This window comes from Sphingobacterium cavernae, assembly GCF_008520265.1.
Classification (GTDB): domain Bacteria; phylum Bacteroidota; class Bacteroidia; order Sphingobacteriales; family Sphingobacteriaceae; genus Sphingobacterium; species Sphingobacterium cavernae.
On sequence record NZ_VIQM01000020.1, the window covers coordinates 18238 to 41477 of the forward strand.

Annotated in this window: 22 protein-coding genes and 1 pseudogene; 5 read left to right on the plus strand and 18 right to left on the minus strand. The window is 35.6% G+C overall.

The genetic code is table 11. From position 1 onward, the window contains the following. Positions 1-2 precede the first annotated feature (2 nt). Positions 3-788, minus strand: a complete 786-nt coding sequence (locus FLS47_RS02440) for a patatin-like phospholipase family protein (protein WP_149912810.1) — start codon at positions 786-788, stop codon at positions 3-5. A 182-nt stretch (positions 789-970) separates the two neighbouring features. On the opposite strand from FLS47_RS02440, the gene FLS47_RS02445 reads away from it, so the two are divergent. Continuing rightward, positions 971-1570, plus strand: coding sequence for a TetR/AcrR family transcriptional regulator (locus tag FLS47_RS02445; protein WP_149912811.1), 600 nt, complete (start codon positions 971-973; stop codon positions 1568-1570). A gap of 4 nt (positions 1571-1574) precedes the next feature. Next, positions 1575-2207: a nitroreductase family protein gene (locus FLS47_RS02450; protein ID WP_149912812.1), complete on the plus strand. Its 633-nt coding sequence runs from the start codon at positions 1575-1577 to the stop codon at positions 2205-2207. Between the two features lie 174 nt (positions 2208-2381). Here FLS47_RS02450 and FLS47_RS02455 read toward each other — a convergent pair whose 3' ends face one another. After that, positions 2382-3122, minus strand: coding sequence for a DUF6444 domain-containing protein (locus FLS47_RS02455; RefSeq protein WP_188347337.1), 741 nt, complete (start codon positions 3120-3122; stop codon positions 2382-2384). A 210-nt stretch (positions 3123-3332) separates the two neighbouring features. Then, positions 3333-4316 (minus strand): lipoate--protein ligase, encoded by a 984-nt coding sequence (locus tag FLS47_RS02460; RefSeq protein WP_149912814.1) that lies wholly within the window; start codon positions 4314-4316, stop codon positions 3333-3335. A 162-nt stretch (positions 4317-4478) separates the two neighbouring features. Here FLS47_RS02460 and FLS47_RS02465 point away from each other — a divergent pair, with 162 nt between their 5' ends. Further along, positions 4479-4904, plus strand: coding sequence for a cold-shock protein (locus FLS47_RS02465; RefSeq protein ID WP_149912815.1), 426 nt, complete (start codon positions 4479-4481; stop codon positions 4902-4904). Between the two features lie 147 nt (positions 4905-5051). Here FLS47_RS02465 and FLS47_RS02470 read toward each other — a convergent pair whose 3' ends face one another. Further along, positions 5052-5243 carry a cold-shock protein gene (locus FLS47_RS02470; protein ID WP_132778589.1) on the minus strand — a complete coding sequence of 64 codons (192 nt, stop codon included), beginning with the start codon at positions 5241-5243 and terminating at the stop codon, positions 5052-5054. A gap of 706 nt (positions 5244-5949) precedes the next feature. Here FLS47_RS02470 and FLS47_RS02475 point away from each other — a divergent pair. Beyond that, positions 5950-6336: pseudogene (locus FLS47_RS02475) on the plus strand (IS1634 family transposase); the annotation flags it as partial. 762 nt (positions 6337-7098) lie between these two features. Here the strand turns inward: FLS47_RS02475 and FLS47_RS02480 are convergent. The 6 genes from FLS47_RS02480 to FLS47_RS02500 form a co-directional block, all read right to left on the minus strand. Next, positions 7099-9312, minus strand: a complete 2214-nt coding sequence (locus tag FLS47_RS02480; protein ID WP_149912817.1) for an NADP-dependent isocitrate dehydrogenase — start codon at positions 9310-9312, stop codon at positions 7099-7101. 163 nt (positions 9313-9475) lie between these two features. After that, positions 9476-9727 (minus strand): hypothetical protein, encoded by a 252-nt coding sequence (locus FLS47_RS02485; RefSeq protein ID WP_149912818.1) that lies wholly within the window; start codon positions 9725-9727, stop codon positions 9476-9478. Between the two features lie 289 nt (positions 9728-10016). Next, on the minus strand, positions 10017-10271 hold the full coding sequence (locus FLS47_RS02490; protein ID WP_149912819.1) for a hypothetical protein: 255 nt from the start codon (positions 10269-10271) through the stop codon (positions 10017-10019). Positions 10272-10651: 380 nt separating this feature from the next. Further along, positions 10652-10813, minus strand: coding sequence for a hypothetical protein (locus FLS47_RS18205; protein ID WP_188347338.1), 162 nt, complete (start codon positions 10811-10813; stop codon positions 10652-10654). A 285-nt stretch (positions 10814-11098) separates the two neighbouring features. After that, a complete protein-coding gene (locus FLS47_RS02495; protein ID WP_149912820.1) occupies positions 11099-11935 on the minus strand; it encodes a hypothetical protein in 837 nt (278 codons plus the stop codon). A 128-nt stretch (positions 11936-12063) separates the two neighbouring features. Further along, positions 12064-13143 (minus strand): agmatinase family protein, encoded by a 1080-nt coding sequence (locus FLS47_RS02500; protein ID WP_188347339.1) that lies wholly within the window; start codon positions 13141-13143, stop codon positions 12064-12066. A 143-nt stretch (positions 13144-13286) separates the two neighbouring features. On the opposite strand from FLS47_RS02500, the gene FLS47_RS02505 reads away from it, so the two are divergent. After that, positions 13287-13760, plus strand: coding sequence for a DinB family protein (locus FLS47_RS02505; RefSeq protein ID WP_149912821.1), 474 nt, complete (start codon positions 13287-13289; stop codon positions 13758-13760). Here the strand turns inward: FLS47_RS02505 and FLS47_RS02510 are convergent. The 8 genes from FLS47_RS02510 to thiH form a co-directional block, all read right to left on the minus strand. Beyond that, positions 13709-14710: a helix-turn-helix transcriptional regulator gene (locus tag FLS47_RS02510; RefSeq protein WP_149912822.1), complete on the minus strand. Its 1002-nt coding sequence runs from the start codon at positions 14708-14710 to the stop codon at positions 13709-13711. The two genes, FLS47_RS02505 and FLS47_RS02510, sit on opposite strands and share 52 nt — an antisense overlap. A gap of 74 nt (positions 14711-14784) precedes the next feature. After that, entirely contained in the window at positions 14785-16344 is a 1560-nt protein-coding gene (gene rny, locus FLS47_RS02515) for a ribonuclease Y (RefSeq protein ID WP_149912823.1), read from the minus strand. 253 nt (positions 16345-16597) lie between these two features. Continuing rightward, on the minus strand, positions 16598-16888 hold the full coding sequence (locus FLS47_RS02520; protein ID WP_149912824.1) for a cell division protein ZapA: 291 nt from the start codon (positions 16886-16888) through the stop codon (positions 16598-16600). Positions 16889-16937: 49 nt separating this feature from the next. Continuing rightward, positions 16938-17246 (minus strand): hypothetical protein, encoded by a 309-nt coding sequence (locus FLS47_RS02525; RefSeq protein ID WP_149912825.1) that lies wholly within the window; start codon positions 17244-17246, stop codon positions 16938-16940. 36 nt (positions 17247-17282) lie between these two features. Continuing rightward, entirely contained in the window at positions 17283-19673 is a 2391-nt protein-coding gene (gene pheT, locus FLS47_RS02530; RefSeq protein ID WP_149912826.1) for a phenylalanine--tRNA ligase subunit beta, read from the minus strand. A gap of 163 nt (positions 19674-19836) precedes the next feature. Continuing rightward, positions 19837-21336 (minus strand): sulfatase, encoded by a 1500-nt coding sequence (locus FLS47_RS02535; RefSeq protein WP_149912827.1) that lies wholly within the window; start codon positions 21334-21336, stop codon positions 19837-19839. Between the two features lie 80 nt (positions 21337-21416). Beyond that, complete coding sequence (locus FLS47_RS02540; protein ID WP_149912828.1) at positions 21417-22130, minus strand: HesA/MoeB/ThiF family protein; 714 nt, start codon at positions 22128-22130, stop codon at positions 21417-21419. Next, positions 22127-23239 carry a 2-iminoacetate synthase ThiH gene (gene thiH, locus FLS47_RS02545; protein WP_223225098.1) on the minus strand — a complete coding sequence of 371 codons (1113 nt, stop codon included), beginning with the start codon at positions 23237-23239 and terminating at the stop codon, positions 22127-22129. The genes FLS47_RS02540 and thiH overlap by 4 nt, the downstream gene beginning before the upstream one ends. Between the last annotated feature and the right edge of the window lies 1 nt (position 23240).

The window sequence follows — 23240 nt, forward strand, 5'->3', positions numbered from 1 at the left end:
CCTTACTTTTTTACTAAATGCCCCAAGTTGGTTTGAGCCAATTCGTACCCTTTATCAATCAAAAATTTCGAACGATCGAAATCCCAAATACCTGCAATATTATGTGGCACGTTTATCACGTAATTAGGTTTATAAAGCTCAATACTCAGCTGTGTTAATTTTCTTCGCATAGCTAAATAAGACTCTTGTAGCACGCTAATAGCATTTAATTTATCATAGGCTATTGACGACAAAAGTTCTCTGTTTCCATCCAAATTAACTGCAATAATTAGATTCTCTCTGTATTGAACATAATTAATTGGCAAAGGATTGAGAACACCACCATCTACTAAAAATCGTCCATCTGTAGTAACGACGGATTTAAAAACTCCCGGAATTGAGATTGATGCACGAATTGCATTGTAGACACTTCCAGTTCGAAAAACCACATCTTCTTCATTTGTCAAATCTGTAGCAACAGCAGTATACCTAATTTTCATACTTTCAATTGGCAAATCTTCAAACACATCATGCATGGTAGCCAATACCCGCTGTCCTTTCAAAAACCCATAGCGTGGATCCGAAAAATCCATCAAAAGAAAAACCTCTCTCTTTGTAAGTTTAGACATCCAATTACCCAGCTCTACATTTTTGCCTTCAGCAAATGCAGCACCTACCAATGCACCGATTGAACAACCTACGACTTCATTTATTTCAAATCCATTTTCGATAAGCCATTTAATAACACCCAATTGCGTAACTCCACGTGCACCACCACTACCTAATACCAGAGAAACTTTTTTTTGCATATAATTTTACTATAAAGATTAAGACCTAAAATAAATTTTATTTCTCGTATTCTGCGATAATATCGAATATTAAAATGGTTTTGTCAACGAAAAGTCTGATTTTTTAAAATATTTTGGAGAATAAAATAACAGTGTTACTTTTGTTAACACTGTTAACAAGTTGCATATTCAACAATAATAAAATGTTATCGAGAAGAGAGAAAGAAATTCAAGAACTAAGGCAAGGTATAATAGACCAATCTTGGAAGATTATTCAAGAAGAAGGTTGGCAATCACTATCAATTCGTAAGATAGCAGATGCTATTAATTACAGTGTTCCTGTAATCTATAAGCACTTTGAGAATAAAGAGGCTATAGTTGAATATTTCTCTAAAGAGGGATTTTCCAAATTAGCTACTAATTTAGATGGGTCCAAGGAAATTGCAAAGGATCAAATTGATCATTTGAAACAGATTGCATTAGCGTATTGGAAGTTTGCCTCAGAAAACACACAATACTATCGTATTATGTTTGGTTTAGGTATTCCAGCGTGTGAAACGATAAACAGTTCGGAAGAGATGAAAGCGAGCTCTAAAATTATGTTGGATGCAATTGACAACGTGTTAACAGCGAGCAATAATAGTCAAGCAGATAGACACCTAAAACTGAAAACATTCTGGTCTATGTTGCATGGTTTTATCGCAATAGATTTATTGTCGAATCAAAAAATAGCAGAATTACCACCTCCAACAGTTTTAGATGCTGTCGAAGGATTTATTTATACATTACAAAAACAAAATTAATAATATGAGCTTATTACAAGACTTACAATGGAGATACGCAACTAAGAAAATGAACGGTGAGCAAGTTGCACAAGAAAAAGTAGATTATATCATCGAAGCAACTCGTCTTGCTCCTACTTCATCAGGTTTACAACCTTTCAAAGTTATTCAAATAACAGATCCTGAGTTGAAAGCTAAAATTCAGCCTATTGCTTTTGGACAAACACAAATCGTAGATGCTTCGCATTTATTGGTATTCGCTGCGCATGAAAGTTATACAGAAGAGTATTTAAACGAAGTTTTCTCATTCAGCGAACGTGAAAGAAATCTTCCAGAAGGATATTCAAATGATTATAAAAATATGTTATGGGCAAGTTTTTCAAAACAAACACCAGAACAACATTTCAACCATACTGCACGCCAAGCTTACATTGGTTTTGGTCTTGCCATTGCTGCTGCAGCGGAACAACGTGTAGATGCAACACCAATGGAAGGCTTTATTAATGCCGACTTGGACGAATTGTTAGGCTTAGAAAAATTAGGTTTGAAATCCGTTACTATCTTAGCTTTAGGCTACCGTGACACAGAAAATGACTGGAACTTAAACATGAAAAAAGTACGTTTTAGCAAAGAAGACTTTTTGATTAATTTGAATTAATCTTATATTTTCTATTTATAGCTCCAGTGAAATACACTGGAGCTTTTTTGTTTCATTACCAAGTTGGAAATGCTTTTTTCATTTTGTCCAAATTAATTTGAAGCTCTTCTCTTCTATCTTCAGAAGTTATTGAAACCGCTTTTTCTTGCCAGAGTATCGCATTTTTAGTATCTCCTAAATGGTCTGCTTAATTAGCTCTAATGCGGGTAGTGATTTTTTGGCAAAGCGATCCAGAATACCACTAACAGTCCCCTCACTGATAGGCATGCTATATACCGAATTAAAGAACTCGCTGATCCTTGCTAAAGGAACATATTGCCGGGTATGCAAATAAGCGATCAGAGCAGTGGTTTTTGGACCATAACTAATAGGAGCATTGCCCCCGGAAGGAAAACTTGCTATAGTCTGGTGTCCGCATAAACAGGTTTTGCTGAAGATGCGATGTTCGGTGTACAAAGGCTTGGTGAGAGGAATATCAACCATTTGCTGGCAACTGGTCAATTCTGCCTGAAAGTCTTGCAGATCCAATCCACAACAGTTACAAAATCCCGGACTGTGTTCTACGATGTCCTCAGGGCAAGCGCTCATCTTTAAAGTACTGCCTTCATGCCCCTTTTGACCTCCGGAAGACTTTCCGCTGGATTTTCGTAAACTAGTGGTTCGAGGAGGGCTGTTTTCATCTTTTGAAGGAGGAAGAGAGCTGTTTCTACTATTTTTTTTAGGCCCCTTTAGCAAACGTATTTCTTCCAGAAGCCCACCTATGGTTTCATTAAGTTGTTTAATAGTAGCACTCAGATCTGAAATGATTTGCTCAGAAGCTGCATTTTCGGCTAATCTGGATGTTTCAGATGCGATACGGGCTGCTGATTCCTGTTCGAGCAATTCAACTAATTTCGTAAAGTTCTTGTTATCCATTATGGCCGTTCTGATAATTACAAAAAACCGCATTTAAAGCCCAAAAACCTAAAAATAAGAGTAAAAGTTATACAGTGAAATGTGGATAAAATGACTTAAATTCCTAAAAATGAAAATTGAAAAAAATACACCTTGAGATCAAGTCAAGAAAGAAAAAAAAGAACCTGAGTAGTTACAAAAGAACTATATACAGCAGTTTACTATTTACAACTACTTAAGTAATTCTAAAATCTCTTTATCAGATACATTACCAAAGTAGGATTTTAGATGAATGGATTGAAATAATTCAGAAAGAGAACTTTGATCATGTCTTATGCCTATCAATTTATTTTCTAATTCTTCTATGGATTTAGAAGCAAAGAAGTCACCAAATATTTTGGCAGCAGTAATATGACCTTTATGTACATCCAAATGGACTTCAATAAATCCTGCTGAAACTTTATTCGCCTTTTTGAAATTGTAGTCTGGTGAAAATCCAAAATTCCAATCCCATGTTTGATATTTGTCAGTTACAAGTTGATTAATTGCTCTAAGATCATCTTGGTCGTATTTATAAACTTCAAACTCTTCATTTGTTTGTATGATTTCATCAATGAAAAGTTGTTTGAATGATTCGGTAGTAGTTTCCTCTGGAAGATAATCAATCAAATTGGTCACACGGGCACGATTAGATTTTACAGCCTTATCAATAAATTTTAATGGATTCACTTTCAATGCATCTGCCAATACAGACATCTCCGAATTAATTAATATAGTCCCGTGTTGTATCATTTTTTTAGATTTAATGGTTTTGGCATTACCACTAAATTTCTTTCCCTCGACTAATAGATCATTTCGCCCTTCTAATTTTGCCGGAACATTTAATTTATTTAATAGCTGAATAACAGGCTTAGTAAATGTTTCAAAATCACTAAAATCTGTTTCACTCGCTATTGTGTGAAAAGAAAAATTCAAATTTCCTAAATCATGATATACCGCCCCGCCACCAGAAAGTCGACGCACAACTTTTATGTGATTCTTATTTACGTAATCCAAATTGATTTCAGCCAATGTATTCTGAAATTTCCCTATGATGATGGAAGGCGCATTTATATATAGCAATAAAATCTCTTTGCTCGGAAATCGTTTTAACAAATATTCCTCGGATGCGATATTGAAGTATGCATCATTCGAGGGTGATTCAATTATTATCATGAGAATATATTTATACAAAGTTACAATAAGATTTATCTTCTTTCCATCATTAAAATTTTGTATCTTTGTAAAAAGCCGCACAACTCGCCTACATTCTCCACTCAGAATTTCTTGTCGATACGTTAGACTTTTCTCAATATAATAATCATTAAATAGCAATACATGGGTCAAAGCCAACAAACATTTAGAAAAAAAGAAATCGCCAAAAAAAAATTACAAAAACGTAAAGAAAAAGAAGAAAAAAAAGCGCAGCGTGAAGATTCTAATGACAAAGGAAAAGCATTAGAAGAAATGTTCGCCTACGTAGATGAGAACGGTAATATCTCCGACAAACCCCCTTTAAAGAAATACGAATTCAAAGAAGAAGACTTAATCCGTCCAGAAGTGGAAGATGTGTATTCATTCGGTAAAGTATCATTCTACAATGAAGCTGGTCAATATGGTTTTATCCGTGACAACGAAACGAGAGAAAATGTTTATTTCAACTTCAAAATCTTAGGTTTTGTTTTACAGCAAGATCAAAAAGTAAAATTCAAATCGCAATCAAGCAAACAAGGACTTCAGGTAACAGAAGTTATTGTTTTATAAAATTATAGTTTTCTAAATTTAAAAATCCCTTAGCATGTAAAATGTTAAGGGATTTTTATTAAAATTTAATTAGAAAACAATATTCTAATAAAAAAAATAAAGGCGAATCGGATAGATTCGCCTTTTGCAAGATAAGTATAATAAAAATTAGTTTACTCTTACATTAGTGGCATTGATGCCTTTACGACCGTTCTCAACATCGTAAGTTACTTGGTCACCTTGTTGAACTTGGTCAACTAAACCTGATACGTGTACAAAGATATCATCGCCACCGCCATCAGGGGTAATAAAACCAAATCCTTTAGTTTCATTAAAAAACTTTACAGTTCCGTTATTCATATTGTTATTATTATTAATTGCTACAAGGTAAGTATAATAAATGGATAATCAACTATTTATTTCACTATACTATTAAATACTGTATACAACTGGAGTATGGCTAGTTTTTATTTGCATATCTATAACTAGTTAAAAAGTTATTTACAACACAATCGAATTAAGAAATTAGTTTATTGAAGTTAATCTTATTTAAAAAATAAATTGTAACTGATGAAATAATTACCGACAGCACAAATATTAGATTAACAATGTCAAAAAAATTTCCGATTGCTGCAAAAATTGTTAGGGCTAGAAATGCAACTGTAAAATAGATAATGACTTGACTTGTATTTAGAATTTTTCGTTTAGCAAAGAAATAGCAAATTGTCCATAGTAAATATAATCCTAGCAGAACTAATGAAATAAATTAAAAGCAAAAGTAGAGACATTCCATACTGTCCTCCAGGAAATCTGAAAAACTTACAAAAAACCATATATAGAAAAAAACTTAATAATGTATGTCCTACTAATAATGCTATTTGTTTGACGAAAGTATGAAACATACTACTAATATAATCGGATAAGAGGAACGGGATTAATTCCCGTTCCGACCTCCTGACTTTGACACATTTATTCATTTGTTTTCTTAATACCTTGAAAAAAAGTGTTTTATAATATTTATTATTGATTTTTGTGTGACCCAGGTGCAAATATTATATATTGTATAGTGTTTGTTCGTAAAAAAAATAATGTAAGTGGTGTAATCAGCGTTCAAATTTTAGAAAAACGTAATGGAAAATCCCATTTAGTAAAAACTATTGGTAGTAGTAGCGATCCTAATCAAGTTGAATTACTATTTCAAAAAGGGAAACAATTGATTAAACACTATAAAGGAGAAATTGATTTATTTGACCAATCCAATATTGATGAATTAGAAGAGAATGCAGCCAACGATTTGTTATCAAACATCGAAAGTGTACTTATCAATGGCACTCAACTTCTCTTGGAAAAAGTGTATAATTCAATCGGTTTTAATGATTTAGGCGACGACATTTTAAAGCATCTAGTTACAGCTCGATTAAGCCAGCCCTTAAGCAAATCAGGCACAGTAGCTGTTAAAAGTTTCTCCTTATGCTCTCTAAGATAATCCACAAGGGATTCGACGCCTATCTTATCGATACCTCCAGCACCACCATTACCGACAACTTGTACATAGGCAGCATTTAGGTTCTGACGGTCAAGAAGTTGTTCTAACAGTTCATCTACTCGTGTGTTTGTGTCTGTGAGGTTCTTTTCAATCATCCTAATAAAAGTCTGCCCTCCCACATAGCATTCGGGTTCCGCCCTATTCTTTTGTGATCAGGTTGATAAACGTTATCAATTTTCTGCATTCTGTCCTTCATTAGGTAATTCTCATCTATTGATCACTAACTTAAGGTTCATTCCTTCCTTGCTTTGCCGTAAGCAAGTACTACGAAATCGGCTGACTTCTCACAGCTAGCTTTACTCCTTGCTTCTGAAAAAAAAAAACTTCCACAAGTCTGTGAGATCTCCCCGGGTAAGAACGATAACTTTCATCTCATGTGTCTGCTACATTTACCTTGATGCTTCTGTACAGTATAGGACTTTAGTTTGTTTGGCAACCTCATCCAGCAGCTTAGGCCTTATATGTAGTTTCTGTCCGTCAGACCGAGAGTTTGCCTAATGCTTCCTTCAGATTCCACCTCACGATGGACACCCTTGCCTTCGGCTAACACTTCCAACTGTAATGGCGTGTTCGGGACTTACACCCTAGAGTTATCGCCCATGCCGGGCACACCAAAAAAGCCTTCTTCGAAATCGAAGAAGGCTTTGAATATTTCTAAAAATGAATCGATTATAACGCAGTAATTGCATTATTCAATGTTGCTGAAGGACGTAAAGCTTGACTAGCTAACTCATCATTCGGGAAGTAGTAACCACCGATATTTTGAGCTGTACCTTGAGCAGCAATTAACTCTTCGTTTATTTTAGCTTCGTTAGCTGATAAAGTCTCAGCCAAAGTAGCAAACTGAGCTGCCAATTCAGCATCTTTCGTTTGTTTAGCTAATTCTTGAGCCCAATATAAAGTTAAGTAGAAGTGAGAACCACGGTTATCAATTTGACCTACTTTACGTGCTGGAGATTTGTCATTTGCTAAGAATAAAGCGTTTGCTTCGTCTAACGCATCTGCCAAAACTTGTGCTTTAGGATTGTTTTGCGTTTGTGCTAAGTGCTCAAAAGAAGCTTGTAGAGCTAAGAACTCACCTAATGAATCCCAACGTAAATAACCTTCTTCTAAGAACTGCTCTACGTGTTTAGGCGCAGAACCACCAGCTCCTGTTTCGAAAAGACCACCACCATTCATCAATGGAACGATAGATAACATTTTTGCTGAAGTACCAACCTCTAAGATTGGGAATAAGTCAGTCAAATAGTCACGTAATACGTTACCCGTTACCGAAATTGTATCTAAACCTTCACGAATACGATCTAAAGAGAATTTAGTCGCTTCGATTGGAGACATTACGAAAATATCTAATCCATTAGTATCGTAATCTCCCAAGTATTTTTCTACTTTTTTGATGATTTCTCTATCGTGCGCACGCGCTTCATCCAACCAGAATACAGCAGGTGTAGCAGACAAACGAGCACGGTTTACAGCTAATTTAACCCAGTCTTGGATAGGAGCATCTTTCGTTTGACACATACGGAAGATATCACCAGCTTCAACAGCTTGTGCCATCAATACATTACCATGTGCATCTACGACACGGATAGTACCGTTTGCAGCAGCTTGAAAAGTTTTGTCGTGAGAACCGTATTCTTCAGCTTTTTGAGCCATCAAACCTACGTTAGGAACAGAGCCCATAGTTTGAGGATCTAAAGCACCATTTTCTTTACAATCTTCGATTACAGCTTCATAAACACCAGCATAAGAACGGTCAGGGATGATAGCGATAGTATCACGCTCCGCTCCTGCTTTGTCCCACATTTTACCACCAATACGAATCATTGCAGGCATAGAAGCATCTACGATTACGTCCGAAGGAACGTGTAAGTTTGTAATACCCTTATCTGAGTTAACCATTGCTAAATCAGGACCATTTGCAATAGCAGCTTCGATAGCAGCTTTTACTTCAGTTTCTTTATCGTTACCAGCAATTTTAGCAAATACTTCACCTAAACCATTGTTTTTGTTGATGCCTAAAGAAGCGAATAACTCACCGTACTGTGCAAATACATCTTTGAAATAAACTTCTACGATCGCACCAAAAATAATAGGGTCAGAAACCTTCATCATTGTCGCTTTCAAGTGTGCTGACAACAATACACCTTCAGCTTTAGCCTCAGCGATAGTAGCAGCAACGAAATCTTTTAATTTAGCTACATTCAATACGGACGAATCGATTACTTCACCAGCTTTTAATGGAGCTATGCCTTTCAATTCTTTTACAGAACCATCAGCAGCTACAAATTCAATTTTGAATTGACCTGCTTCTTCTACTGTTACAGATTGCTCTGTTGCATAGAAATCACCATCAGTCATTGACGCTACTTTAGTTTTGCTATCTGCTGCCCAAGCACCCATACGGTGTGGATTAGCTTTAGCATAGTTCTTAACCGCTTTAGGCGCACGACGATCCGAGTTACCTTCACGTAATACTGGATTCACAGCCGAACCTAGGATTTTAGCGTATGTAGCTTTGATTTTTTCTTCTTCTGGTGTAGTAGCAGCATCTGGATAATTAGGCACTGCGTAACCTGCTTTTTGCAATTCAGCGATAGCACCTTTTAATTGAGGAATAGAAGCTGAAATATTTGGCAACTTGATGATGTTTGCATCTGGAGTAGTAGCCAATTGACCTAACTCTGCTAGTGCATCGGCAGTTTGTTGCTCTGGAGATAAATATTCGTTGAAATTAGCTAGAATACGTCCTGCTAATGAAATGTCTCTTAATTCTACATCGATATCCGCTGTCTTTGCGAACGCTTGTACAATAGGTAAAAAAGAGTAAGTAGCCAATAATGGCGCTTCATCTGTTTTAGTGTAAATGATTTTAGATGACATAGTTTTCTATTGAAAATATAATAATGTTTCTACTTTAAAAATAGAATTTTAATAATGAGATTCTCCCCCTATCAAAATTCGCCTAAAGATAACAAAATCAATTTTAAATCTTCATAAAAGGGTTAATTATGACGGAATTGAGAAAAAGGTTCGCAAGGTTGGATTATAAGTCTAAATATACTTCCTTTTCAAACTTGAAATTGATGTCATCCGTGTTTCTCCCTGTTTGAGTAATTTTAGTTTGTCCATTTTCAAATTTAAATTTTTGAAATTCCTTATAATCATAATATATATTCAAGACATCCGAGCGTAGCAAACTATCCGATAGTTCATTAAAGTAATTATTAAAACCAGAGATTCTATACCCTGGTAAGTTTTCACCTGCTTTAATAACTTTATCATCTACAGTTTTCACATCTTTATTTATCTAAACTTTAATAGAATTCAAATTAATAGCATTCACATAGTAAATTGGAGCTTTACTGAAAGAATTAGCTGTCGGAATAATATTCCAGTTATTAGCTAATAGCATTGTTTTGAAACGAACTTCTAAACTAAAAGGACCAATAATCTTATTATCATAGGAGATTCCTGATTGTACTCTAAAATCTCCAACTTCTGTGATGTCATATTATTGTTCCTCACAGCTAAGCAGCATTAAGCATAAAATGACTATTAGTATTCTTTTCATCATATCTAAAATTTTAAAATATAAAGTTGACAAATACATTATGTGCTATTTTGCGAATGGGATGAAAATTATCAACTCGATAAAGCGATTCTCCTGTACCATCTGTATGATAAGTACTCGCAAAGTAATTTGTGTTTTCTATATGATAGCCTAAACTGATAGATTTTAAGTTGTTTATTCGAAAGGTATATCCCGCAAGCAAACCTATTGAAGGATTGACTTTGTTCGTCTTATTTCCGATACTGACACCTGCTCTTCCCTCAACCATAGGAGAAAATCTATTATTTATAATATAATAACGAAATGAACCGCCTATTAAAGTTTGAACTTCGCTGCGAAAGAAAAATTTTTCCAGTTCATTTCTACTTACATCTCAAGTTTGCGTAAGATGAGCTTGACCGAAACGAAATGCAACTTGAGTTTTGGGACTAATTGACTGGTAATAACTCAGATTATTTACAATTCTATTGAATTCTATAGTAAATAAGGTTGAGCCTTTTTGGAATTTTGCGTAGTAAAGAAATTTTTCATCAAACACAACATAGTTTGGATTGTAACGATTTTCAATATAAATGTATTGTTTATCATCGACATCAATAATATTTACCCCCTCTTCTATGTTATTGTTTTTATATACAAAAGCTTTATTTATAGATAGAGAGAGAGTTTTTCGATATTAGAGTAATTTAATGGATATGGCTCATTGACATCACAGGCCATTGCTGTTGGTACAATAGAAAAATTATTCGTAAAAACCTGTTCCATTTCAAATTCTATTCTTACCTTAAAAGACCCTTTTACAGTATCCATAACGTTTTAATAACGAGAATCTGTATTAAAAAATCAAGACTTTTCCAACTGGAGTATATTTATAATTATAGGATTGATTACCTCTCCCACAACACATTATGTTAAGAAATGATATGCAGATAGACAGAGTAAGCAGTTTTAATTTCATGTTATACTTGGTTAATTTTTTAAGTAAAACGAAAGTAAAGTTTATTTCGCTACAATAAAAATTAATATATCAACAAAATAACGCCCTCATAATTAGTAGAACATTATGAGGGCTTAATAGAATGTATTCAGTAATTACTAAATCTTATCAATTCTGAAGTTTGAAATATAGATTTTACCAGTTTTATCATCACAATTAAAAGCCAAATAAAAATACTTCTTGGTTATTGGATCAACCATTTCGGTATCTAAAATTTTGTATTCGTTGATATATATATGGATACGATTACCTTCTACACGTATTTTTACTTTCATCACATCATTTACGAAATAGGACATATTAGCTTTTACCTCACTATTTTTGTTCGGCGTCACCTCTTTACTATGGAATTCAAATCGATTGAACCAATAGGATGCATTTATATTCAATGGATTATGTTTTGCTAGATAGTAATGATTACCCACACCTTTTTGATAATCAAAACCAAAATCTAAGCGAAATTGATGTTTATCATCTGATAATGCCAACACATCAAACTCAATCGTAAAATTCTCTGGAATACGAACTAAATCTTTAATCTTATACGTATTACCATCAAATAATTCCAACCATTTACCCTCTGCTATACTCACTTCACTCACAGCGCCTCTCCCATTACTTGTCCAGCGTTGCGCCATAGTACCTAACTCATCTGCACGAAAGTTATCTTCAAAAACGACTTCTGTTCCGCGTACATAATCGTATTTTAACCCTTGTAAGTTTTCGAAAGGACCATTTTGAGAGGCACTGTTGGTAACAGTTGGTTGACTCTGCGATGCTGTAGCATTGCTTATATCATCTACTTTTTTATCGATAAACTGTTCTGCTTTTTGTCCTAATCGTTTACCAATACCACGTAAAGTTTGTGCTTCGGAATAATAAAAACTACTGCTTAATAAAACTGTAGCAAAGATTTTGATAGTTATGTTTTTCATCAATTATAGAATGTATTATTAGGATAGTGTGTCTATAGAACGAAATTAAAACATATTGTGCTACAATAAAAAAAATAAAAGCAGGTTTTATAGTATAAAACCTGCTTGCATAAATATCTTATATATTGTTAGAACTGAATCTTATGACCAACATTCAAACCATTATTTTTGGCAAAAACACCACACATATGGAATAATAAGCGTGCACCTACATTTCCATCCCATTCGTCAGATTCACCAGGGGCAACTTCGACTAAATCCATTCCGATTATTTTTTTGCCGGATTCCGCTAAACGAGATAAAGCGTAAACAGCTTGTTCGTAGGAAAGCCCTCCCGGAACTGGTGTACCTGTGTTTGGACAGTACCATTGATAAAGCGCGTCGATGTCAAAACTTACTGCTACATTTTCAGGCAAATGCGCAATAATTTCATCCACTTGTTGTTGCCAAGTTTTACCTTCAAACTGTGCTTTTTTAAGATCAGCATCCGTATATACTTTCACTTTATCCGAAGATTGTACAACTTGAACTTCTTGCTCACAGAAATCACGAATACCTACTTGTACCAACTTACTAATTTGTGGCAACTGAATCGCATTGTACATAATAGATGCATGCGAATACGTAAAACCTTCGTAAGCAATACGCAAATCCATGTGTGCATCAAAATGCAAGATTCCAAAATTATCGTATGAAGTTGCTAATGCTTGGTAATAACCCAGAGGAGTTGAGTGATCACCACCCAATAGAATTACTTTCTTACCCTTAGCAGTCCATTCCAACACACGCTCTTTTAATTCGGCATTGAGTTGTGTTGATGCAGCATTAATGGAGTCCAAATTCGCTTTTAAAGTAGGATTTTCATTGATATCTTCTCCACTTTCTAATGCTTCAATAATAGGTTGCGCTAATGCTTTATATTTTACCGAGTTCTCTGCCCACTGCGCAGGAGCTTCGTCCATATAAATACCCAATTTCCACAACTCAGGAAAATCTTGATGCAACAAATCAACTTGGAATGACGCATCTAGAATAGCATCTGGGCCTTCTGACGCACCTGCACCATAACTAACAGTCACTTCCCAAGGCACTGGAATCACTATAATTTCAGATTCTTCTGCCGTAAATGGCAAACCATAAATACTTGCATCTGCCAGTCCAGGTTGTGAAGGATCAAAGTTTTTTATTTTTTCTTCTTTAGTAATCATGTTGTTCATATTTCCGGTACAAAGATAAGATTATTGCAAAGAAAACACTTTTATAAAATTAGTGAAAACCGCAAAAAACTACTGACAAACTGTTGTCACAAACCACTCCTACCTTTGAACAAACATTAAAACCTCAAATAAAAATGGAAAAGACAGTAATTATTTCGAAAGCAGACTTATTACAACATTGGTTGGGTCACCGTAATTTAACAAGAAGAACCATTGAAAAATTCCCAGAAGAAGAATTATTTAAGTTCTCAATAGGTGGAATGCGAACGTTTGCCGATTTGGCAAAAGAAATGCTATCCTTAGCTGTACCAGGTTTATCGGGTATTGTATTCGATAAGATAGAAACCTATAATCATGATTTACCATTACACACAAAATCCGATTTGTTAGCACAATGGGATAAGGACACGCCTGTGCTGATTGATTTATACAACCAAATTCCCGAAGAAAGATTTAATGATGATTTCAATTTATTTGGTGAATACAATTTTCCAATTGTACACAATATTATTTATTTCATAGACAATGAAGTTCATCATCGTGCACAAGGATTTGTTTACTTGAGAGCCTTAGGTATTGAACCTCCATTCTTTTGGGATAGAGAATAATCGTCAAGGGAATTTATCGCATTTTGCAAAATAATTTGTACTTGATCTTTTAAAATTTCAGGTTCATAAATTACAGCTTCGTCAGCAAACATCATAAACCATCTTGCAAAATGTTCGATTTGACTGGTGTGGAATAGCATTTCTACACCATTATTTTTTTCTTCCTCCTGAATAAATCCATAATACTGCCGCTCCCAATGAAGATATCTGGACATATTCTTACTTACCCAAATGCGTATAGTGTGCAAGACTTCTTCTTTCTTATTCGCTTCTAGATATACGTTTAATGGCATAAATTGTTGTGTGTAACGTTCATCAGTTAAGCGTATACGCTCAATCCTATCCAATCTAAATTGACGGATCTCCTCGCGTAAATGACAATACGCCATGAAATACCAAAACTGTCCTTCCTGAAATACACCAATAACTTCAATATTACGTTCTTGGCTATTACTTTCGACGGATTTATAGTGGAGATGAATTTGCTTTTTTTTGACCATACTTTCAAAAAGCGTAGCTAATGCTGTAGGCACGTTTTCATTCAGAAAATGTTTTTGCTTATTTATCAGAACTTTTGAATCCAAATCAGCTACATTTTCCTTATCAGCAAATCGCAAAACACCTTTCATTTTTAGCAGTGCATTACTAAAATGCTCCCCCATTTCCTTGTCCAAATAATGCTGCATTAATTTCTCGGCTACGCCAAAACTAAGTGCTTCTTGTTCTGTGAAATTGACGGGTTGAATTTTATAGGTATGCATGAGCGAATAACCATATCCAGCCTCTCCCATAATGGGCACACCAGCTTGTTCTAAAGATTTTATATCGCGATAAATCGTACGCAAACTCACCTCATACTTATCTGCTAATTCTTGAGCTTTCACCAAGGGTTTGGATTGCAGATAAAAGTAAATACTAAGAAGTCGATCAAATCTTTTGGTAATGTCCATGTGGTAAAATTCTAAGAAAGCAAAAGCCCCAACTATAAAGTTAGGGCTTTGCTACTATTTATTTTAATAAAAGTCTATTTTGCATAAGACACCGAACGTGTCTCGCGAATCACAGTAACTTTGATTTGACCTGGATACGTCATTTCCGTCTGTATACGGTTAGAAATATCAGCTGCCAAAATCTCAGCTTGTGCATCCGTTACTTTTTCACTTTCTACGACTACACGTAACTCACGTCCAGCTTGAATGGCAAAAGTTTTATCTACACCAGGGTAAGAAAGCGCTAATTCTTCTAATTCTTTCAACCGTTTGATATAGCTTTCTACCACCTCGCGACGTGCTCCTGGGCGTGCTCCTGAGATCGCATCGCACGCTTGTACTACTGGTGAAATCATTGAAGTCATCTCGATTTCGTCGTGGTGCGCACCAATAGCGTTACATACATCAGGATGCTCTTTATATTTCTCCGCTAATTGCATACCCAAGATAGCGTGTGGCAATTCTGGGTTGTCATCAGGCACTTTACCAATATCGTGTAATAGACCTGCGCGCTTAGCATGTTTTACATTAAGACCTAGTTCTGCTGCCATGGTAGCTGCAAAATTAGCTACCTCACGAGAGTGTTGTAACAAATTTTGACCATAAGAAGAACGGTAACGCATACGTCCCACCATACGAATCAATTCAGGGTGTAAACCGTGAATACCTAAATCTATAGCCGTACGCTCACCAATTTCTACAATCTCGTCCTCGATTTGTGTACGTGTTTTCGCAACGACCTCCTCGATACGCGCTGGGTGAATACGACCATCCGTAACTAATCTATGTAAAGACAAACGTGCAATCTCGCGACGTACCGGATCGAATCCTGATAAAATAATTGCTTCTGGTGTATCGTCTACGATAATCTCAATTCCTGTTGCAGCTTCCAAAGCACGAATATTACGACCTTCACGGCCAATAATACGTCCTTTTATTTCATCATTCTCAATATTGAAAATAGAAACTGTATTCTCGATAGCGGATTCAGTAGCGGTACGTTGAATAGTTTGGATAACAACTTTTTTAGCCTCTTTAGATGCTGTTAATTTCGCTTCATCAACGATATCTTTGATTTGAATCATCGCTTGAGAACGAGCTTCTTCACGTAATGATGTAACTAATTGCTCTTTTGCTTCCTCAGCAGTTAATCCGGCAATAGTTTCTAACTGGCTAATGTGTTGATTCTTTAATTGCTCAACTTCTTCGCTTTTTTTCTCATTTAACTCAATCAATTGATCAAGTTTCAAATTCTTTTTATCTAACTCTTGTTTTTCGCGATTAAGATTTTCAAGTTTTTGATTAATAGATTGCTCTTTTTGTTTAATCGTATTTTCTTTTTGGCTAATCGTGTTATTACGTTGATTTACTTCCTTTTCGTGCTCAGACTTTAATTGAAGAAATTTTTCTTTCGCCTCTAATTGACGCTGTTTTTTAGTGTGTTCCGCCTGTTTTTCGGCTTCTTTTATGATATTCTCCGCTTTTTCTTTGGCCTCCTGCTCTTGCTTTTTGAACAACATTTGTAGTAAATATCGTCCAATAACAATACCAATTACAAGAGATATGATAATTGAAATTGTGGTTATTAACTCCATATTATTAATTTATATATATTAGTATTTAATGTTTTTCTAGCAAAAAAAAACCGCAATTAAATTAACAGGTCCCAAGTATTATTAAACTTCGATTACACATGATTTGAGCGTATGATTATGACCTAGATGGCGTAAAGCAAAATGGCCTATATCTTGATATTGCTCGTGATATTGAAGCGTTAAGTTTAAAATAGTGACAACCCGAATTTAATTGCGGCAAATTCTTAGTTATATAGCTCTTATAAGAACGATATTATTTATTAAAGAAATCAGTTAGTAAATTATCTAATTCGTGAATGGACTGCTCCAGACCTACATCTTGGTGCTGTGCTTGCTTCTCCGCTTTTATCATCCCTGTAGCATACTGTAATACACACATAGACAACAAATCTTGTTTATCACGAACTGCATAATTTTCTTGCAATTCCTTAATTTTTTCATTTATCAATTTCGCAGCGTGACGAATTACTTCCTCCTCTTCCGTGGTAACACGTAATGGGTACACACGATCTGCGATATTTATTTTTATGGAAATTTCTCCCATGGTTATCGAGCTTAATAACGTAATAAACTTATTTCCTAACTCTACTTATCTACTTCAATAAGTTTATACATCTGTCTATTTCTCGCACAAAATCGTTAATTTTTTGCTTTGTGTCAAGTATTTTTTCATTTATAGCTTCCTTATCTATATTCGCTTCGTCTAGAGATCGAGCTACTGCCATAGCTTTTGTTTGCTCTTCAAGTTGCTTTACCTTTTCAGTACTTGTCTCGAATGCGACTTGCACTGATTGTAATTCTAACTTTAACAAATCATTTTCCTCTTGCAAAGCTTCACACAACTGAATTAAATTTTTCGTTTTCTCAACGATAATATTCATTTGTGAAGATAATACTGCCATATTTTATTTCGCAATTAAAATTATTTGATTGGAGTTCTATCGCACTACAGCTTTAGTCTCTTTCTCAAAGTTAATAATTAATTTTTGAATAATGCTATCAATTTGTTTATCATTTAGCGTTTTTTCTTCGTCCTGAATCGTAAAACTCAGAGCATAAGACTTTTTGCCTTCTGGCAATTTATCGCCTTTATAAACATCAAATATGTTTACTTCCTTTAATAGCTTTTTATCAGTTTTTAAAGCGACAGCTCTCAATTTATCAAAACTAATTGCTTCATCAACTAACAAAGCTAAATCTCTACGTACAGCAGGGAATTTTGAAACTTCTTTGAATTTGATTGAATTTTTACGAATAGCCTTCAACACCAAATCCCAATCAAAATCTGCAAAATAAACTTGTCCGTCTACATCCGCTTTTTTCAGTACATCAGCATGAACTGCGCCTAGTGAAACCATTACTTTTTGGCCTTTCATATAATCCAAACCGTAAGCAAGATTCGCATTTGTCGTTTCTACGATTTGTAAACCTTCTACTTTAAGACGTTTTAAAATGGTATCAACAGCTGATTTCAAATTATAGAAATTAACATTTTTAGAAACCGTATTCCATTGTTCGGCTTCTTTTTTACCTGCTAATGCTAATGCAAAATGTTGTTTTTCTTCATAGCCATCTTCCTTCAAGTGGTATGTTTTTCCGTATTCGAAAATTTTCAAATCCGACAATCTTCGTTTTTGGTTGTATTCAATTGCTGTCAAGGCAGAGTAAACCATATTTTGACGCATGGTGTCCAAATCTGAACTCAATGGATTGAATAATTTAACAGCTGTAGCCTCATCATCCGCGTAAGATGATTTTGTTAATGAATTAGACAAAATCTCTCTAAAACCATTAGCTATCAATAAGTCTGCTACTTGATTTAATACTGTTTCTTTATCCGGTTTCTCCTGCGTATTCAGCGAAGCTAAAATCTGAGATTTCAATTCAATATTATTGTAACCATAAATACGCAACACTTCCTCAATCACGTCCACTTCACGTGTTACATCTACCTTGTATGCAGGAACTTCAACAGAAAGCACACCATCATTTTCTGCAGTCACAGCAATTCCTAAAGCCAAGATAATTTCTTTAATCTGCTCTGCAGGAATATCTTTACCAATCAATCGCTGCACATTGCGGTAGCTAACCTCAAATCTGAAAGGTTCAACTGGGTTTGGATAAATATCAGTAACAGAAGATGATATTGTACCTCCAGCAATCTCTTGAATCAATAATGCAGCACGCTTAAGCGCAAATACTGTAATATTTGGATCAGTACCTCTTTCGAAGCGGAATGAAGAATCCGTTTTTAAATTATGTCGTTTTGAAGTTTTACGAACAGATACAGGATTAAAATATGCCGACTCTAAAAAGATATCCGTAGTTGATTCGGTAACGCCTGAATATTCGCCACCGAAAACACCTGCGATACACATAGGCTTCTCTGCGTCAGCAATTACTAAATCCTCAGAAGACAATGTGCGATCAACACCATCCAAAGTCTTGAATGCTTCGCCTTCCGACGCTTTACGAACAACAACTTTGTTACCAGCTATTTTAGCCGCATCAAATGCATGCAAAGGTTGACCTAAATCGTGCAAAATATAATTCGTGATATCAACGATATTATTGATCGAACGAATACCGATAGCACTTAACTTTTCTTTTAACCAATCTGGTGATTCCGCGACTTTAACTCCAGAAATATTCACTCCAGAATATCTTGGAGCATCTTCACTTTCTACTGATAAAACTGTACCTTGAGCAGATTGCTCAGTGAAAGCTTCAACATTTGGTAGCGTATAATTCTTACGGAAATACGCAGCCAAATCACGCGCTACACCTAAGTGCGAAGCTGCGTCTGCGCGGTTTGGTGTCAAGCCAATTTCAAAACGGTAATCGTCTTTTATTTCGTAAAAATCTTTTACTAATGTTCCTATTTGCGCATCAGCAGGCAACTCGACGATTCCAGCATGAGATGTACCTAAGCCAATTTCATCTTCGCCGCAAAGCATGCCTTCAGAAACTTCACCACGGATTTTTGACTTCGTGATTTTGAATGGCTCACCTGATGTTGGATGACAAATAGATCCTACAGTTGCAACAATTACTTTCAAACCCGCTCGGCAATTTGGCGCACCACACACAATATCCAATGGTGTACCAGTACCTACGTCAACCTTGGTAATACGTAATTTATCTGCATTTGGATGTTGCTCAGCGCTCAACACTTCCCCTACTACCAAACCTTCAAGACCGCCTGGTATAGATTCTACTTTCTCCACTGCTTCCACCTCTAAACCAATATCGGTCAATATCAATGAAAGCTCATCTGGTGTTTTATCTATATTTAAGTAATTCTTAAGCCAATTGTAAGAAATATTCATCTTTTAATTTTTTTGAGTTACAAAGATAGGTTTTTGCATAGCAGAATACAACAAAATATGTTTATGCATGCCTTATTAAAATGAAAAACCTAGATCAAAATCAGATAAAATAAGAAAAGACAAATCCGGGCGAATCTGTCTTTATCTACATTTATACAATATATTATTTTGTGGGTTCGGTTTTTCCTTTTACATACTCACGAGCTAAATGAGAAAGTTCAGCTACAACATCTTTATATTGCGGATTTTCAACCAAATTAATCAGTTCATGCGGATCATGTACAGCATCTGTAAGAAATGCTCCTGCACCATTACCATAAAATTCGGCATATCGCCAACGTTCTGTTCGTACAACTACTCCGGTAATGCCTTTGCTATGCTCGTTCCAAACTGTATAGGCTGGTCTTTCCCAAGGTGCATTTGGATTTTGCAATAATGGATTTAAGCTTACGCCATCTAGTCCAGATGGCATCGGAAGACCACAGGCTTCGACCAGCGTAGGGTATATATCAATTAGCTCGACAGTACGAGAAGATGACGTGCCGTTTCCTTTTGCTCTTGGATCATAAATTATAAAAGGAACGCGCGTGCCTTGCTCCCACAGCGATCCTGCTTTAGACCATTTACCTCTTTCACCCAATTGATAACCATGATCACTCCAAAAAACTATTAGGGTATTTTCTCTTAATCCTTGCTTTTCCAACTCATCTAATAAACGACCAACATTCCAATCCACATAACTAATACATGCTAAATAGGCTTTGATAAAATCTTTTGATTCATCTACAGAGGCCGTGCGATTAATAAACAAATCTGTATTCCTAAGACGTGTCGCACCTTGTGGAAAACCAATTGGAACAACAGGAAGAGAAGAGAAATTGACAGGAAGTTGAATCTCTTCCTTTTCATACAAATCAAAAAACTCTTTAGGTGCTATAAATGGCGTATGTGGTTTAGAGAATCCAACAGCTAGAAAAAAAGGTTCCTTTTGGTTTTTACTACGTCTAATAAAGTCCAAAGCGCGATCTCCAACTTTGGTATCTCCCAAATTTTGTGCTTCCTCGCCATCTACAGCTCCCCAACGATCTGATCTTACAGACGAGTCAGCCCCCTCTGTTAATTTTGGCGCTGACCTCCAAATATTTGCATAATACTGCGTTGTTGACACAGCTGAAGGTGCGTCCGTATTAACTGGCGCATTATGATCCCTTACCTCGCCTCCTTCTACCCAGGCGTCTGTATCGTCAATTCCGCCGTGAAATATTTTCCCCGTACGCCAGGTGACGTAACCTTGTTCTTTGAAATACATCGGTATACTTTTCCAATCGGGAAATGAAGTCCCATACCATTCTCTGTTGCCATATAGTCCTGAGGTAGTTGGTTTCCGACCAGTAAGTAATGAAGCCCTAGAAGGTCCACAAAGAGGATATTGGCAATACGCCCTCTCAAAAAGGACCCCATCTTTTGCCAACTTATCTAAATTTGGAGTCTTTGCTAATTTGTGACCATACACTTGCAAGTCTGCACGCATATCATCTGTTGCTATAAAAAGCACGTTCATAGGCTTCTTAGTAGCATTAGCTGATTTTTTCTTTTGCGCAAAAGCATTTGAGAGTTGAAAAATCGAAATTAGTAAGATGCTAAGTAAGGCTGTAGATTTCATGGTTAATCATTTAATCATTAAATCTACAGCCTTTTCTATATTTAATTATCCTGCTGTATCCTGCCAAAGCTTTATCTCCATTAGAATTCTAACTTTGTAAAAAGCCACTTTCTTAAATCAAATACAAGCAAGGAATTCGTTGGCACCTCTATACCCACAAGAATTTCTACACAAAGCATAGCCATCATACTTCCTATTACACCAGGTAAAGGACCTAAAACACCGTTTACATCACAATTTGGAACCATCTCGGGACCGGGCGGCTCAGGAAAAACATCTCTCAGATGCTTGCTCCCTCTAAAATTAAATACAGCAACCTGCCCTTCAAAAGCAAAGATACTTCCATAAACAAGTACTTTATCTAAAACAACACAAGTATCATTAATTAAGTACCTTGTATAAAAATTATCCGAACAATCAAGTACTATATCATAATCTTCCAAAATATCCTTAATGTTATCCGCGGTCAATTTTATATTAAAGCATTCCACTTCAATAGTAGAATTTAAATTCTTTATGAATTCAAAAGCACTATCGACTTTATATTTTCCAATACTAGTTTCTTTATGGATAATTTGACGATTTAAGTTATGCCATTCGACCATATCAAAATCAACAATTCCTAATTTTCCAACTCCACCAGCCGCTAAATATTGAAGCACAACACTACCCAAGCCTCCCGCACCTATGACCAAAACTTTAGCATTCAATAAGGCGCGTTGTCCTTCAACACCAACTTCTTCTATAAAAATCTGTCGGCTATAACGATTAAAATTATCATCAGACTTTATCATAACACACTTTCCCAATCTTTGAACAAAGGTTCATAACCAGCACCTAAAATAACTGATTTGACATCAGCGACAGATCGCTCATCCGAAATTTCAAATTGTTCTAAAGATTGTGGATCTACAACATAACCACCAGGATTAGTTTTGGAAGCGGCGCTCATGCTTGTCACGCCATATCGAATAATATTGTTGCGAAAAACTTCGCTTTCGCGAGTAGAAATAGACAATTCCAAATCAGGATTCCAAATTCTATAAGCACAAATCAATTGGAAAAGCTCTCGATCCGAAATTTCATAATTCGGATGAATCCCCCCTTCAGCAGGTCTTAATCGTGGAAATGAAACAGCATATTTAGTTTTCCAATATTTCTTTTGCAAATAATCCAAATGCAAAGCATTGAAATAGCTATCTACACGCCAATCTTCTAAACCCAACAACACACCAAGTCCCATTTTATGCATTTCACTTCGACCTAATCGATCAGGCGTCTCTGCTCGGTAATCAAAGTTCGATTTTTTTCCTTTTGGATGATACGCTTTGTATACTTCTTGGTGGTAGGTCTCTTGGTAAACCAATATCGAATGCACGCCTGCGTCCGTCAATAGCCGATATTCATCTTCTTCCAAAGGCTGTACTTCCATCGAAATATTAGAAAATAAAGGTTTAAGTAATTTAACCGCATTCAAAAAAAATTCGATACCGACAGTATGATTTGCTTCCCCACTTACCAACAACACATGATCGATCCCGCGTGTTTTAAGTTCTGCAGCTTCCAAAAGCAATTCCATATTGGTTAAAGTTTTGCGCTTTATCTTATTATCCAAACTAAAACCACAATACGTACAAATGTTTTGGCATTCATTACTCAAGTACAATGGCGCAAACAATTGGATAGTTTTACCAAAACGCTGTTGGGTCAATAATTGAGATTGCGTAGCCATTTGAGGTAAAAAGTGAGCTGCGACAGGCGATAACAAGATCATAAAATCCTGTAAGGTCTTTTTCCTTTTAGCCAATACAGTTTGGACATCCTGTGCAGAAACCTGATTGATCTGGGATTTCACAACATCCCAATCATACTTGGCAAAATGAGCTAAAAATGTTTCCAGCATA